Raw genomic sequence first — 14,752 nt, forward strand, 5'->3', positions numbered from 1 at the left:
AGGATCCTGTGTGTTGGTTTCGGTGTATGGTTGAAGTGGGAAGGAGACCGAGTGGATCCTGGTCGTCCTTTCGGACAGGCCGTGGCATGGCCCGGTCCCTTCCCACCGGTGAACCATCAACCTGAACAGTTGCACGGGGCTGTACCAAGCAGACCCCGCACCACAGGAAGAGGCGTGGACATGATAGTACAGAACTATGTCGGCTGCGACATCTCCAAGCAGTGGCTCGATTTTTTTGATGAGACAAGCAGTCGGTGCCAGCGCATCGACAACCAGGCCGATGCGATAGCAGCCTATGTGGCGGGCCTTGATCCCAGTCGGGATTTTGTCGTCATGGAGGCGACCGGGGTGCATGACCGGCTGCTGCGCCATGCGCTGGCCAAGGCCGGCGTGCCGTTCTCGCGCCACAACCCGGCCCATACCCACCACTATGCGAAGTCGACGAGACGGCGGGCCAAGACCGATCCTCTCGACGCCAGGATGCTGAGCGGCTACGGCCGTCGCTATCAGCCTGAAGCCGAGCCGGCGCCGAGCGAAGAAGTCGAGCAGCTTCAATCGCTTGCCCGCCACCGCGATCACCTGGTCGATACGCGGGCAACGCTGAAGAAGCACCTCGCCGAGGCTTTCGAGGCGATCGTCATTGCGGACCTTGAAGAAACGATCGCCTACCTCGACAGCCGCATCAAAGCGCTCGAGAGCCTGATTGCCGAAGTCATTCGCCAAAACCAGGACACCGCCCGCGACCACGCGCTGATGGTCTCCGTGCCCGGTGTCTCCAAGACCACCGCGCTCTGCCTGCTGGCGCTCCTGCCCGAGCTCGGCCAGCGTTCGCCCAAGGCGATCGCCGCGCTCGCCGGCCTTGCCCCGTTCGACAACAAGAGCGGCAAGCTCAACCGCAGGAGCCAGATCCAGGGCGGGCGATCACGCGTGCGCCGTGCCCTCTACATGGCAGCCCTCACGGCCATCAGAACCTGTGGCCGGTTCAAGTCCTTCTACAGCGCACTTGCCGCCCGCTCAGGGTCCAAGAAACTCGCTATCATCGCCGTCGCAAGGAAGCTCCTCGTCGTCCTCAACGCTGTCATCCGGGATAAAATCGCATTCGCATGAACACAGTTGCCATGCCGTGACTTCAAGGCGCCGCTGCGGAGCAGAATTCTGCACCGCTGCGCCCTTCGATCAAGGTAACGGAATGGATCCTCGGGTCTCCGCGTCCGCTTCGCCCGTGGATGACGAAGCTCAGAGGATTCGGCTAACGAACCTCAGGCGCTGCGCCGCTCGGAGGGAAGCCCATCGAGCAGCTTCTTGAGTTTGGCTACCGAATTCTGCTCCGCCAGCGGCGTGTAGACGATCAGCTTCATATCCGAACCGTCATCGATCGAAAGGCTCATATGTTCGAACGTCATCGCGCCGGCCACGGGATGCCGCAGATGCTTCAGCCCGGAAAGCCGGTGCACCACATCGCGCTGCGGCCACCACTCGCGGAACTCCGGACTTGAGCGCATCATCAGCTCGATCAGCCGTTCGAAATCCGGATCGCCGGTATATTTCGCGCTCTCGGCGCGGAACGCGGCAAGGGTTGCGCGCGCCAGTTGTTCCCAGTCCACCAGCAGATGCCGCCTGTGCGGATCGGTGAACACGCCGTGGATGATGTTGCGGGCATCGCCCTCCAACAGGCCGTAGTCCCCGAAAATGGCAACGGCCGCGTCGTTCCATGCCAGCACGTCCCAGCGCGGGCCGACGACATAGGCGGGCTGCAGGACAAGGCTCTGCAACATGTGCAGCAGAGGTCCCTCGACCTTTGCCTGCACGATGCGCCGCCGCTCCGGCTGCTGGCGGCCGGCAAGTGTGAACAGGTGCCGCTGCTCGGCGTCGTCGAGCCGCAGCGCCCGGCCGAGCGCCGACAGCACCTCGACCGAAGGCCGCACGTCCCTGCCCTGTTCCAGCCACGTGTACCAGGTCGTGCCGACGCCGGCGATCATCGCTACTTCCTCGCGCCTCAGTCCCGGCGTGCGCCGCCGCTGCCCGGCCGCGATGCCGGGCGAAAGCCTCTCGCGGCGAGAGCGCAGGAAGGCGCCAAGCTCGCGCCGGCGGTGGTCTTCGGGGGAATGGGTGATGGCATCCATCTACCTATTATAGCAGTACCGGTACCAGGATAAAGTTTGAACTGTTTATGGCACGCGCGTTGTCCCATTTTTGGTTCAGAGCAGCACAAGGAGGCTCTGAACATGGAACTCAGGAACAAAACCATTCTCGTCACCGGCTCGACCGATGGCGTCGGTCGCGTGGTCGCCGAGAGGCTCGGCGCCGGCGGCGCGCGCGTGCTGGTGCATGGCCGCGACCAAGGCCGCGGCCAGGCGACAGTCGCCGCCATCGAGGCAAAGGGCGGCAAGGCGGAATTTCTCGCCGCCGACCTCGCTTCGCTCGCCGAAGTGCGCCGCGTTGCCGAAGCCGTGCGCGCAAGGACCGACCAGCTCGATGTTTTGATCAACAATGCCGGCGTCGGCACCGGCGGCCAGGGTGCCAAACGGCAGGTCAGCGCCGACGGCTATGAACTGCGCTTCGCCGTCAATTATCTCGCCGGCTTCCTGCTGACCTCGGAACTGCTGCCGCTGCTCAAGGCAAGCACACCGGCGCGCGTCGTTAATGTCGCCTCGGCCGGCCAGCAGGCGATCGACTTCGACGATGTCATGCTGACCCAAGGCTATAGCGGCGTGCGCGCCTACTGCCAGAGCAAGCTGGCGCAGATTCTGTTCACCGTCGATCTGGCCGGGCAGCTCGAAGGCACCGGCGTCACCGTCAATGCCCTGCATCCGGCAAGCTATATGGATACCACCATGGTTCGGCAGGCGGGCGTCACGCCGTGGAGCTCGGTCGAGACCGGCGCCGACGCCATCGTCAATCTCGCCACCTCGCCCGCGCTCGAAGGCCGCAGTGGCCGCTATTTCGACGGCCAGCGGGAAACGCGCGCTGACGCCCAGGCCTATGACGAAAAGGCCCGCCGCCAGCTGCGCGCACTTAGCCTCGACCTAATCGAGCGCCCGTCCTCCAAATCCAAGGAACAGCATTCATGAGCGAGACCATCGAACATTGCGTCATCATCGGCGGCTCATCCGGCATCGGCCTTGCCACGGCCAAGCGGCTGGTCGGCCCCGGCATGAAAGTGACGATCACCGGCCGCAACGAGGAAAAGCTCAAGAGCGCGTGGAAGAGCCTTGGCGGCACCGTCGGCAAGGCCGCCTTTGACGCCGCGAAGCCGGACGAGGTCCGGCAGTTCTTCGAGACTCTCGGGCCGTTCGACCATCTCATTCTCGCCGCTAGCGGCGGCAAGGGGCTGGGGCAGTTCGCGACGCTCGACCTCGCCGACATCGGCAGCGGGGTCGACGAAAAAATCCGGCCGCAATTGTCCTGCCTGCAGGCCGCCTTGCCGACGCTGAACAAATCGGGCTCCGTCACCTTCATCTCTGCGGTCTCGGCCCAGCTCGCCACGCCTGGTGTCGCCGGCATCGGCGCCATCAACGGCATGCTCTTGACCGTGGCGCCGATCCTGGCGGTCGAGCTGAAGCCGCTGCGCGTCAACGTCGTGGCGCCCGGCGTCATCGACACGCCCTGGTGGGATTTCATGCCCGACGACCAGCGGCAGGCGGTGTTTGCCGAATATGCCGGCAAGACGCCGGTCGGCCGCATCGGCCGCGCCGAGGACGTCGCCGCAGCAATAGCCTTCCTGGTCTCCAACAGCTTCATGACCGGCCAGGTGCTCACCTGCGACGGCGGGCTGAGGTTCGCGGCCTAACCCGGACGCTTGCGGCTGCGGCAGCGCGGCCGCCTATACGCCCTGCGCGATCAGCTCCAGGAACCCACCGGCCAAAGCAACATTGCCGACGAAGCCGTTGATACGAGAGGCTCGATCCGGGCCTTGATGGTCCCAGAAATTGTGGAACATCGGCGTCGCAACGATCAGAAACAATATCAGGCAGGCCGCCGCTGGCACGGTCCATAGTCCAGCGATCACCAGCGCGCCTGCGACGACTTGCAAAACGATGCCCAGCCACACAGCCAGCATTGCCTGCGGCACGCCGCGTGCGACCATCAATGAGGCGACCAGGTTTCTGTTTTGAACGTTGCGCAGGCCGGCGAAGACGAAAGCGCCGCCGAGCAGCAGGCGAGCGGCGAACAGAATCTCGTGTTGAAAACTCTCAAGCATGTCGTTGATCTCGCGAACGAAAGCGCGCGAGCCTGCAACAAGCCCGCGCGTCGGCAAAATGCTCAGGCAGCCTTGACGGCCGGCATTGGATGAAGGGCGTGGAACGACACGCAAAGCCGGTTCCAGGTGTTGATCATGCCGATCACGACGGTCAGCTTGACCAGTTCTTCTTCGGAGAAATGCTCGAGCGTCCTGGCGTAGAGATCGTCAGGAACGCCGTTGTCGGAAATGTTCGTCACCTTCTCGGTCCAGGCAAGCGCAGCGCGCTCGCGTTCGGAAAACAGCGGCGATTCCTTCCAGGCGGCGACGAGATAGAGCCGGGTCTCGGTCTCGCCGTCGCGCCTCGCCTCGCGGCTGTGCATCTCGACGCAATAGGAGCAGCCATTGATTTGCGATGCCCGGAGCTTGACGAGGTGCATCAGGCCCGCATCGAGTCCGCACTTCTCGACCGCTTCGTTGAGCGCCGACACCGCCTTCATGATTGCCGGTGCCTTGGCGAAAAATTGCAGTCTCTGTTTCATTGTCCTTGCCTTTCACATTGTCTGGCGGGTTAATTCTGGTTGGTTGAAGCGGTTTTCTGCGGCCGCTGGTGACGCGCGACGAAGGCGCAGCTCGCGGCGAACGAGCGCGGATCGCCCTCGGCCGCGTAGTCCGCCACGATGTCGGACAGCTTCACTTCGGCGAGCGCCGCCCGATAGGCGCGCTCGGCCTTCAGCATCGCGGCGTTGATGCCGCAGGGTTTGACATAGGCGGAAGCATCGATCTTGACGGGGCCGTTGCGGCGAATCTCGCCGCAACGAAAAGCAGGTTCGCGGCCCTCGACCGCCAGCACGATGTCGAGCAGCGTGATGCGTTCGGCCGGCCGCGCCAGCCGGTAGCCGCCGGCCGGCCCCGACACCGATTCCAAAATACGCGCCGCCGTCAGCTGGTTGAGATGCTTCAGCAGATAGCTCGGCGACAAGCCAAAACACTCCGCCAGCGCGGCGCCCGGCATGGTGCTGTTGCCGTCGACGCTGGCCAGCGTCGCCGCGCAGTGGATGGCCGCCTCAACGCCCTCGCCCAGTTTCATGATGTGGCTTTCCAATTCATGGATATCTTTTATCGTGGATACTTTTTATCCGCAATAGGAAAATGGAGAATCCTCTGCTGTCAAACGAAATACGTAGGTGATTGGCGAAATCGGCGATGGCAGCGTCTTTCTCCCCGTCACTATACGGGGAGAAATGCCCGGCAGGGCAATGAGGGGCAGCACCAACTTTGCGATCTAATTGCTGAGACCATACAAATCGCCCTGTGCGAACACACAGCGCGATTGCGCCAGATCGTCAGTGACGCGTGGGAGGCTCGGGGGCGACTGGAGGGCAGATCATCTCGAAGGCCGCGCTGCCCCTCATCCGCCTGCCGGCACCTTCTCCCCGTATAGTGACGGGGAGAAGAGAAGCTGCTGCGCCCTCGGCACTCTTCTTGTGACGAAATCCTACTCCGCGGCCACCTTGGCCATCGGGTTGTTCGGGTGCGTCGTCCAGTTGGCATAGACCGGCGACACCGGCTTGCCGGTGCGCTGGTCCGTCGCGCCGGCAGCCAGCGGCTCCATGGTGATGCAGCCCTCAACCGGGCAGACATTGACGCAGAGATTGCAGCCGACGCATTCGGCCTCGATCACCTCGAAATGCCTGGCGCCGTCCACCATGCTGGTGATCGCCTGGTGCGAAGTGTCCTCGCAGGCGATGTGGCAGCGGCCGCATTTGATGCAGGCATCCTGGTCGATATGCGCCTTGGCGACATAATTGAGGTTGAGATACTGCCAGTCGGTGACGTTGGGCGTGGCGCGGCCGATTATGTCGGAGAGCGAGGCATGGCCCTTCTCGTCCATCCAGTTTTCCAGCCCGGCGATCATCTCCTGCACGATCTTGAAACCGTAAGTCATCGCCGCCGTGCAGACCTGCACGTTGCCGGCGCCGAGCGCCATGAATTCGGCCGCGTCCCGCCAGGTGGTGATGCCGCCGATGCCGGAGATCGGCAGCCCTTGCGTTTCCGGATCGCGCGCGATTTCGGCCACCATGTTCATGGCGATCGGCTTCACCGCCGGGCCGCAATAGCCGCCATGCGAACCCTTGCCGTCGATGGTCGGCTCCGGTGCGAAGTTGTTCAGGTTGACGCCAGTGATCGAGTTGATGGTGTTGATCAGCGACACCGCGTCGGTGCCGCCGGCGAGGGCCGCACGTGCCGGCTTGCGCACATCGGTGATGTTGGGCGTCAGCTTGGTGATGACAGGCATGCGCGTGTTGGCCTTGCACCAGCGCACCACCATTTCGATATATTCCGGCACCTGGCCGACGGCGGCACCCATGCCGCGTTCCGACATGCCATGCGGGCAGCCGAAATTGAGCTCGATGCCGTCGGCTTCCGTCTCCTCGACCACCGGCAGGATCGCCTTCCAGCTTTCCTCGACGCAGGGCACCATCAGCGAAACGACGATGGCGCGGTCGGGCCAGTCCTTCTTGACCTGCTTGATCTCGCGCAGATTGACCTGCAGGTCGCGGTCGGTGATCAGCTCGATGTTGTTGAGCCCGAGCAGGCGCCGGTCCGCGCCCCAGATCGCGCCATAGCGCGGCCCGTTGACATTGACGACAGGCGGGCCCTCTTCGCCCAGCGTCTTCCACACCACGCCGCCCCAGCCCGCCTTGAAGGCGCGCTCGACATTGTAGGCCTTGTCGGTTGGCGGCGCCGAGGCCAGCCAGAATGGGTTGGGCGACTTGATGCCGACGAAATTGTTGCGGATGTCTGCCATGCTCATGCCCTCCCGTTAGAGGTCAGTGCCCGGTGGATGGATTCGGCGGCGTCGCGCCCTTGCGCTACGGCGGAGACCGTCAGGTCGTCGCCGCCGAAGATGCAATCGCCGCCGGCCCAGACCTTGGCCAGCGAAGTGCGGCCTTCGGCATCGACCTTGATGCGGCCGCCTTCGAGATCGATAGCCTCACCGCTGCCGTTGAGATGTGCCGGCACGAAGCTCTGGCCGATCGCCTTGAATACGTGGTCGGCGTTGAGCCGCAGCGTTTCGCCAGTGCCGGTGAGCCTGTCGCCATCGATCGCGGTGTATTCGAGCTCGATCGCCGACACCTTGCCGTTCTCGGCTATCACGCGCTTCGGCTGCAGCCAGTGGCGGATGGTGACGCCGTTGGCGGCGGCCAGATCCTGCTCGAAACCGGAGGCGTTCATATGCTCCTGGCCGCGCCGGTAACAGACCGTCACCTCTTCGGCGCCGAGCAGCTTCGACTGCACTGCGGCATCAATCGCCGTCATGCCGCCGCCGATGACGACGACGCGCCGGCCCACCGGCAGGCTGGAGAGATCGCTTGCCTGCCGCAGTTCCGCGATGAATTCCACCGCATTGGCAACGCCATCGGCATCCTCGCCTTCGGCGCGCAGCGCGTTGACGCCGCCAAGCCCGAGGCCGAGGAACACCGCGTCGTAGTTGCGCATCAGGTCGGAAAGCTGGAAATCGCGGCCGAGCGCCTTGCCGTTCTGGATGTCGATGCCACCGATCGCGGTGACATAGTCGACCTCGGCCTGGGCGAAATCGTCGACGCTCTTATAGGCGGCGATGCCGTATTCGTTGAGGCCGCCGGCCTTCGGCTGCGCCTCCAGGATCGTCACGTCATGGCCATGGCGGGCAAGCCGATGCGCCGCCGCCAGCCCGGCCGGCCCAGCGCCGACCACAGCGATGCTCTTCCCGGTCGGTTCCGCACGCTTGTAGAACTGCTTGTCCTGGCTCATGGCGACATCGGTGGCGTAGCGCTGCAGGCGGCCGATCTGCACCGGCTTGCCTTCGGCCACTTCGCGCACACAGACCTCTTCGCACAGCGTCTCGGTCGGGCAGACGCGCGCGCACATGCCGCCAAGGATGTTCTGGTCGAAGATCGTCTTGGCCGACCCCAGCGGATTGCCGGTCGCGATCTGCCGGATGAACAGCGGGATGTCGATCGACGTCGGACACGCGTTCATGCACGGCGCGTCGTAGCAGAAATAGCAGCGGTCGGATTCGACCAGCGCCTCGTGGTGGTCGAGCGGCGGGTGCAGGTCGGAAAAATTGTCGGCATATTGCTCGGAAGACAGCCGGCCGCCGGCAATGCCTTCGATGAAATGACCAGTCGCCATTCCAATTCCCCTTGTTGTCATTTTGGGGAAGGCTAGCACGTTTTATTTTTTTATCAATTGGTCAATTTTCGGCCAAGTCGCTGTAATGCCTGCATAAAAATATGATAAACATACTCATGTTAAAGCAGCTTCCACGACTGACGGCTCGCTGCCCTTGATCCCGTTGCCATGGATCGACTGAATCTCGCCCGCGACCAGTTCCTGCAGGCGCCACAGATTGCGGTCGTGGATGCCGAATGCCTCGAGGTGGCTGACGGTGTTGTAGAGATACTCCGCACCGGAACCGACATGGCCGCACGCGCGTGCCAATATCTTTGCTACCTTTTCCAACGGCTGCCCTGGCGAAGTGCCCTTGCCGGTCATGCCAACCCAGAATCCCAGTGCCCGCAACCGGCCTTGCGCCGTGCGCACCGGAACCCATCGCACCGAGCCGATGCTCTCGTGGTCGTCGACCTCACGTCGCAGCAGTCTTTCGATCTGTGCCGGCTTTTCGCCATCCGGGAGACGGTAGACGACGCCGTCGCATCGCCCGCCGCGTTCCAGCGCCATCATCAGCCCCGGCTGCGCGGCGCTGCCCCTCCAGCGGACGATGTCGAGGCAGAAGGAGCGATGCCAGCCATGGGCCGAGGCGCGCTGCTGCTCGACGGATTCGAAGGCCGGCTTCCAGATCAGCGAGCCGTAGGCGAACACCCAGAGCGGCCCCTCATCGGCTTCGCCGGAAAGGCGCGAGGCAAGCGTTCCGTAGTCCTCGTCGGTCAACTGCGTCCACTGCCCGCTGGGACCAGGATCGACCTCCTCCCGATGGCACAGGACCACAAGCTCAGGCGTGAGCGACATTCGACGCATGGAAAACGCAAGCCCCTCTTTCACGGCAGCAAAGTCGAAAACCGCGGAACACGCAAGATCGCGGCCCTAACGGCTTGCCGTGAGCGAATTCGAGCCCAGATGTCGGTAGTGTCTCAAATCGAATTTCTGCTATGGCTGGAAAGCAAATCTTCCACGATGTCCCCGACTGCCAAAAGTGTGAAGGGCGCAACAGGCTGATGGGCCTCTCGCTCATCGGGGCCTCTTGTCTTGAGGGAGGAGCGCTAGGATGAGCACCGACCGGGACACCGTGCGGTCCTATGATGCGGTCGCGGCGAAGTACGCCGCCGAGGCCGCGGCGATGCCCGAATGGGTCGCGACAGAGATCGATGCGTTCGTGGCCGGGCTGGGCGGCTCAGGCAGGGTGCTGGAGATCGGAAGCGCTGGCGGGCGAGACGCACTTGAGCTTGAGAAGCGGGGGATTAGCGTCCGGCGCACTGACATTTCGAAGCGTTTCGTCGAGCTGCTTCGCGAGAGTGGCTTCGAGGCCGACCTGTTGGACCCACTGACCGAAGACCTGGCCGACCCGCAGCGCCCTGGCACGCCATATGACGGGGTCTGGGCCTGCGCCTGCCTGATTCACGTCGCGCGCGAAGATTTCGGCACGGTGCTTGGACGGCTTGCCCAAGCGACCCGGATCGGCGGCCGTCTGCACGCCTCGGTGAGAGACGGCGATGGCGAGGATGTATCCACACATGGCGACGATACCGCGCCTCGGCGCTATGCCGAGACGTACTGGCGCGAGCCTGCCCTGCGGTCCGCACTCACGGACGCCGGCTGGGTCGTCAGCGAGATACGTCGGTGCATGGGAAGGCCCGATGATTGGTGGCTGAGCGTTCGGGCGAGTCGGGCATGACGCGCACAGAGTTCTGGGCCCGGATGGAGGCGATGTATCACGTCCGCATGTGGCACCAAGCGGGATTGGCTCGAACTTCCGGTTGGTGTCGGGAGCCGAAATCAAACTGAGACATTACCCAGATGTCGGATTTCTGTCGCCGGCATCGTCCTAAGATGGATCGAACCGCGATCGCTGCCTGAACCGGTGAGGAGACCGACCATGCCGAATGCCCCAAAGCCTTTCTTCTGGTACGAACTGATGACCACAGACCTCGACGCCGCCGAGGCCTTCTACACCGCCGTTGTCGGCTGGAAGGCCGAACCCTTCGACAAGGCGCCTGGCATGCCCCGATACATCGTCGTCAATTCCGCTATGCGCGGCGTCGGCGGCCTGATGACCTTGCCGGAAGACGCCGCCAAGATGGGCATGCCGCCGGCATGGGTCGGCTATATCTACACCAAGGATGTCGATGCCTCGACGGAAGCGCTCAAGCAAGCAGGCGGGACGGTCCATCGCGCGCCGGACGACATTCCGGGCGTCGGCCGCTTCGCCGTCGTTGCCGACCCTCAAGGCGCGACCTTCATGTTCCTGCAGCCCAACCAGCCCGAGCAGCCGCCGGTGCCGGCGACCACGCTCGGCCATGTCGGCTGGCATGAGCTCTACACCTCGGACTGGAAGGCGGCTTTCGACTTCTATTCAAGCCAGTTCGGCTGGCAGAGCGCCGGCCAGTTCGACATGGGCGAGATGGGTACATATCAGACCTTCGGCGCAGGCCCCGAATCCGGCGGCGGCATCATGAACAAGCCGCCGCAGATCCCTGTCCCCGTCTGGCAGTTCTATTTCAACGTCGATGCCATCGACGCCGCCGCCAAGCGCGTCACCGACAATGGCGGCAAGGTGCTGATGGGACCGTTGGACGTGCCGAGCGGCCAGTGGATCATCCAGTGCCAGGACCCACAAGGCGCGCATTTCGCATTGCTCGCCCCGGTGCGGTAGCACGTTCACTCGATCGGCTGGCGCCGGATCACTCCGGCGTCAGCACCGCCACTTTCAGATCGGGCTTCTTCGCACCGCTGAGCTGCACGGTGGCCGGACCGGCGGACAGCTTGAAGCGCAGGCTCTTGCGGATGCCCGGGCAGGTCTTCACGCCGCTGAAAGCCGCCGACTTCACGGCATGACCGTCCTGGACGATATCGATCCAGGCCTCGTCGGACAGGCTGAACTGAAGTTCGCCTTCAGGCGGTACGGTCACGTTGGCCGTCGCGCCGAACGTGCCGGCTGCCGGTGCACGTTGCGGCGGCACTTCAAAGCTGATCGTGTCGACCGCCGCGAGCGAGAAATCCACCGCTTGTCCGATGGTGAGGGCGGCGCCGGACTGCGCAGCGGCGGCCGCCGGGAACAGGGCCTGCTCGCGCGCAACCGGCCATTTGAAGGCATCGCAGCCAGTATCCGCCGCCGCGGCGAAGCTGGTGCCTGCAAGGATTGCGAATAGGCTGATGACGACTTTTTTCATGGCAAAGCGGACCCGTATGGTTTGACTACCTCCAATATCGATACAACCATAAGGATAAATATGCAACCATGGCGAGAATAAAATATGGGGATTGAAACGATTTCCACTCACCGATTGTTGATGGCAGGCCCATGGGAAGTGAGTGGTCGATTGCCGGAGGACAATTTATCCCCGACCGGGGGGTAAAATGGAGTTTTAGATGAAGCTTTTCGAAGGCCTTGCTCAGTACCGGCCGCAGGCGCTGGGTGTGTTGCGCATCATGACCGCCTTGCAGTTCATCGAACACGGCTCGCAGAAGCTGTTCAATTTCCCGGTCAGCGCAGAACCGCACGCCCTCACCGGGCTGACGACGGCTGGCGGCATTCTCGAATTCGCCGGCGGCATCCTGCTGGCGCTTGGCCTTTTCACCCGCCCGGTCGCGTTCCTTCTGGCCGGCGAAATGGCGATCGCCTATTTCATGGCGCACTTTCCGCGTGACTTCTTCCCCGTCAACAATGGCGGCGACTTGGCGATCTCCTTCTGCTTCATCTTCCTCTATCTGGTCTTCGCCGGCTCCGGCGCCTTCGCGCTGGACAACCGCCGCGCCTGACAAAGGATGCGCAGCCAGTGCATGTCGCCCATAAGTGCTCGGCGGTTTTGGGATAACGACATGAACAAATCAAGAATCTGAAGCGCATCGGCGAAGCCGCAGCGCTTCAGGCGCGCATCCGCTCTAAATTGGCGTCGAACAGCGGTGCCGCCTGGACGCGCGCCGCATGGCGCTTGCCGAGGATCTCGATCTCGAAACCGTCCGGCCTGTCGGCGATTTCCTTCGGCACATAGCCCAAGGCGACCGACTTCTTCGAATTGTGCGCGTAGCCGCCCGAGGTCACCCAGCCGCGCACGACGCCGTCATGCCAGATCGCCTCGTCGCCGATCACATCGGCATCGGTGGCATCGACAATGAAGCTGCGCAGCCGAAGCCTGCCGCCCTCCCTGCGCTCGGCCAGCGCTGCTTGCTTGCCGATGAAGTCCGCCTCCTTGCCGTAGGCGACGAAGCGGTCGAGCCCGGCCTCCAGCGGCCCGTAGATCGGCCGGTATTCGCGCGCCCATGAGCCGTAATTCTTTTCCAGCCTCAGCGCATTGAGCGCGCGCGAGCCGAACAGGCCGATGCCGAATTCCTCACCCGCCGCGATCAGCGCCTGATAGGCGGCGCGCTGATATTCCGGTGCCACCCAGATTTCGTAGCCGAGGTCGCCGGTATAGCTGACGCGGCCGAGCAGGCATGGCGCCATGCCGATATCCATCCTGGCCACCGCCATGAACGGGAACGCCGTATTGGAAACGTCGGTCCGGGAGACCTTGGCCAGAACCTCCCTCGCTTTCGGCCCGGCAATGGCAAGGCCGGTGAGCTTCTGCCCGAGCGCCTCGATATGCACCGAGCCGTCCTTGGGCAGATGCGCCTCGAACCAGCGCATATGATACTGCTCGGCAATGCCGGAGCCGGCGATGAACCACTCATTGTCGTCGATATTGGCAAGCGTGAAATCACCGATCAGCTTGCCGTCGTCCTTCAGCATCGGCGTCAGCGTCATGCGGCCACGCTTGGGCAGCTTGCAGGCAAGCATGCGATCGAGCCAGGCGGCCGCCCCCTCGCCTGTCACCTTGTATTTGGCGAAGTTCGAAATCTCCGACAGGCCGACGCCGTTGCGCACCGTCGCGACTTCCTTGCCGACATGGTCGAAGTCGGACGAACGCCGCCAGGAGAACTCGTCCTTGACACCGTCCGGCGCATACCAGAGCGGCACTTCCAACCCATAGGACACACCCCATTGCGCGCCCTTGGCGGCAAGCGTGTCGTAGACCGGCGTCGTCTTGAGCTGACGCCCGGCCGGCAGTTCCTCGTTGGGGAAGCGGATCGAGAAGCGGCGTGAATAATTCTCGCGCACCTTGGCGTTGGTGTAGGCCATCGTCGCCCAGTCGCCGTAGCGCGCCACGTCCATCGCCCAGATGTCGGCGCCCGGGTCGCCTTCGATCATCCAGTTGGAGAGCGCCAGCCCGACGCCGCCGCCCTGGCTGAAACCGGCCATGACACCGCAGGCGACCCAGAAGCCAGGCAGGCCGCGCACCGGCCCGACCAGCGGGTTGCCGTCCGGCGCGAAGGTGAAGGGGCCATTGATGATCTGCTTGATGCCGGTCTTCTGGAAGGCGGGGAAGTGACGGAAGCCCACCTCCAGCGACGGCGCGATGCGGTCGATGTCCGGCTCCAGCAGCTCGTGGCCGAAATTCCAGGGTGTGGAGAATTCGGACCAGACCTTGTTGGCCTTCTCGTAAGTACCCATCAGCATGCCCCCGCGCTCCTGGCGCAGATAGAGCTCGCCGTCGAAATCGACCGCGTGGATGATCTCGGTGCCGGTCTTCTTGTTCCAGTCGGCAACTTCGGGCATGTCCTCGGTGATCAGGTACATGTGCTCCATGGCTAAAACCGGCAGTTCCAGCCCGACCATGCGGCCGACCTCGCGCGCCCACAGCCCACCGGCATTGACGACATGCTCGGCGATGATATCGCCCTTGTTGGTGATGACGCGCCACAGCCCGTCCGGGCGGCGCACGATGTCCTCGACCTTGGTGAAGCGCTCGACTTCCGCGCCGAGTTTCCGCGCGGCCTTGGCATAGGCGTGCGTCACGCCGGACGGATCGAGGTGGCCGTCCTCCTTGTTGCGCACCGCGCCGACGAACTGGCTGGGATCGATGAGCGGCATCAATTCCGCCGCTTCCTTGGCCGAGATCACTTCAAGGTCGATGCCGAGATAGCGGCCCTTCGATACCATGCCGCGCAGCCAGTCGAGCCGCGCCTCGGTCGCCGCCAGAAGCACGCCGCCTGTCAGGTGCACGCCGGTCGCCTGTCCCGACAGCTCCTCGATCTCCTTGTAGAGCGAGATCGTGTATTTCTGCAGCTTGGCGACGTTGGGGTCGCCATTGATGGTGTGCATGCCGCCGGCAGCATGCCAGGTCGAGCCCGACGTCAGCTCGTCGCGCTCCAGAAGCACCACGTCGGTCCAGCCATGGCGGGCAAGATGGAACAGCACCGAGCAGCCGACGACACCGCCGCCGATGACCACGACCTCTGCATGCGACTTCATAGGTTCTTCTCTAATATCAGTGAGTTGGAGAGATAAAGTGAATCAGAAAGGCAGCG

The 14,752-nt window shown here is 63.6% G+C and carries 15 protein-coding genes; 6 read left to right on the top strand and 9 right to left on the bottom strand.

Translation table 11 applies throughout. From position 1 onward, the window contains the following. Positions 1–1,107, top strand: a 1,107-nt coding sequence (locus YU3_RS0118125) for a transposase (protein WP_210163528.1), incomplete at its 5' end; no start/stop codon positions are given. Between the two features lie 152 nt (positions 1,108–1,259). Here YU3_RS0118125 and YU3_RS0118130 read toward each other — a convergent pair. Then, complete coding sequence (locus YU3_RS0118130; RefSeq protein WP_027167585.1) at positions 1,260–2,123, bottom strand: helix-turn-helix transcriptional regulator; 864 nt, start codon at positions 2,121–2,123, stop codon at positions 1,260–1,262. A 102-nt stretch (positions 2,124–2,225) separates the two neighbouring features. Between YU3_RS0118130 and YU3_RS0118135 the strand changes: the two genes are divergently transcribed. Further along, positions 2,226–3,071, top strand: coding sequence for an SDR family NAD(P)-dependent oxidoreductase (locus YU3_RS0118135; protein ID WP_027167586.1), 846 nt, complete (start codon positions 2,226–2,228; stop codon positions 3,069–3,071). Further along, positions 3,068–3,790, top strand: a complete 723-nt coding sequence (locus YU3_RS0118140) for an SDR family oxidoreductase (protein ID WP_027167587.1) — start codon at positions 3,068–3,070, stop codon at positions 3,788–3,790. The genes YU3_RS0118135 and YU3_RS0118140 overlap by 4 nt, the downstream gene beginning before the upstream one ends. A gap of 33 nt (positions 3,791–3,823) precedes the next feature. Here the strand turns inward: YU3_RS0118140 and YU3_RS0118145 are convergent, their stop codons facing one another. From YU3_RS0118145 to YU3_RS0118170, 6 genes are all read right to left on the bottom strand, one after another. After that, positions 3,824–4,201: a DoxX family protein gene (locus YU3_RS0118145; protein ID WP_027167588.1), complete on the bottom strand. Its 378-nt coding sequence runs from the start codon at positions 4,199–4,201 to the stop codon at positions 3,824–3,826. 62 nt (positions 4,202–4,263) lie between these two features. Beyond that, the gene (locus YU3_RS0118150; protein ID WP_027167589.1) at positions 4,264–4,722 is read right to left on the bottom strand and encodes a carboxymuconolactone decarboxylase family protein; all 459 of its coding nucleotides are present in this window, start codon (positions 4,720–4,722) and stop codon (positions 4,264–4,266) included. 29 nt (positions 4,723–4,751) lie between these two features. Then, positions 4,752–5,270 carry an Rrf2 family transcriptional regulator gene (locus YU3_RS0118155; protein ID WP_027167590.1) on the bottom strand — a complete coding sequence of 173 codons (519 nt, stop codon included), beginning with the start codon at positions 5,268–5,270 and terminating at the stop codon, positions 4,752–4,754. A gap of 408 nt (positions 5,271–5,678) precedes the next feature. After that, positions 5,679–6,992 (bottom strand): NAD-dependent dihydropyrimidine dehydrogenase subunit PreA, encoded by a 1,314-nt coding sequence (gene preA / locus YU3_RS0118160; protein WP_027167591.1) that lies wholly within the window; start codon positions 6,990–6,992, stop codon positions 5,679–5,681. Positions 6,993–6,994: 2 nt separating this feature from the next. Beyond that, positions 6,995–8,359: an NAD(P)-dependent oxidoreductase gene (locus YU3_RS0118165; protein ID WP_027167592.1), complete on the bottom strand. Its 1,365-nt coding sequence runs from the start codon at positions 8,357–8,359 to the stop codon at positions 6,995–6,997. A gap of 114 nt (positions 8,360–8,473) precedes the next feature. After that, positions 8,474–9,205: a gamma-glutamylcyclotransferase gene (locus YU3_RS0118170; RefSeq protein ID WP_027167593.1), complete on the bottom strand. Its 732-nt coding sequence runs from the start codon at positions 9,203–9,205 to the stop codon at positions 8,474–8,476. A 247-nt stretch (positions 9,206–9,452) separates the two neighbouring features. Here YU3_RS0118170 and YU3_RS0118175 point away from each other — a divergent pair, with 247 nt between their 5' ends. Together YU3_RS0118175 and YU3_RS0118180 are read left to right on the top strand one after the other, a co-directional pair. Continuing rightward, positions 9,453–10,079, top strand: coding sequence for a class I SAM-dependent methyltransferase (locus YU3_RS0118175; RefSeq protein WP_027167594.1), 627 nt, complete (start codon positions 9,453–9,455; stop codon positions 10,077–10,079). 201 nt (positions 10,080–10,280) lie between these two features. Next, positions 10,281–11,057, top strand: coding sequence for a VOC family protein (locus YU3_RS0118180; RefSeq protein ID WP_027167595.1), 777 nt, complete (start codon positions 10,281–10,283; stop codon positions 11,055–11,057). 28 nt (positions 11,058–11,085) lie between these two features. On the opposite strand, the gene YU3_RS0118185 is transcribed toward YU3_RS0118180, so the two are convergent. Next, the gene (locus YU3_RS0118185; protein WP_027167596.1) at positions 11,086–11,574 is read right to left on the bottom strand and encodes a hypothetical protein; all 489 of its coding nucleotides are present in this window, start codon (positions 11,572–11,574) and stop codon (positions 11,086–11,088) included. A 199-nt stretch (positions 11,575–11,773) separates the two neighbouring features. Here YU3_RS0118185 and YU3_RS0118190 point away from each other — a divergent pair, with 199 nt between their 5' ends. After that, positions 11,774–12,163, top strand: a complete 390-nt coding sequence (locus tag YU3_RS0118190) for a DoxX family protein (RefSeq protein ID WP_027167597.1) — start codon at positions 11,774–11,776, stop codon at positions 12,161–12,163. Between the two features lie 106 nt (positions 12,164–12,269). Here YU3_RS0118190 and YU3_RS0118195 read toward each other — a convergent pair whose 3' ends face one another. Beyond that, positions 12,270–14,696, bottom strand: a complete 2,427-nt coding sequence (locus tag YU3_RS0118195; protein WP_027167598.1) for an FAD-dependent oxidoreductase — start codon at positions 14,694–14,696, stop codon at positions 12,270–12,272. Between the last annotated feature and the right edge of the window lie 56 nt (positions 14,697–14,752).

Origin of the sequence: Mesorhizobium sp. WSM3224 (assembly GCF_000427725.1) — a bacterium.
In the GTDB taxonomy this organism is placed as follows: Bacteria; Pseudomonadota; Alphaproteobacteria; order Rhizobiales; family Rhizobiaceae; genus Mesorhizobium.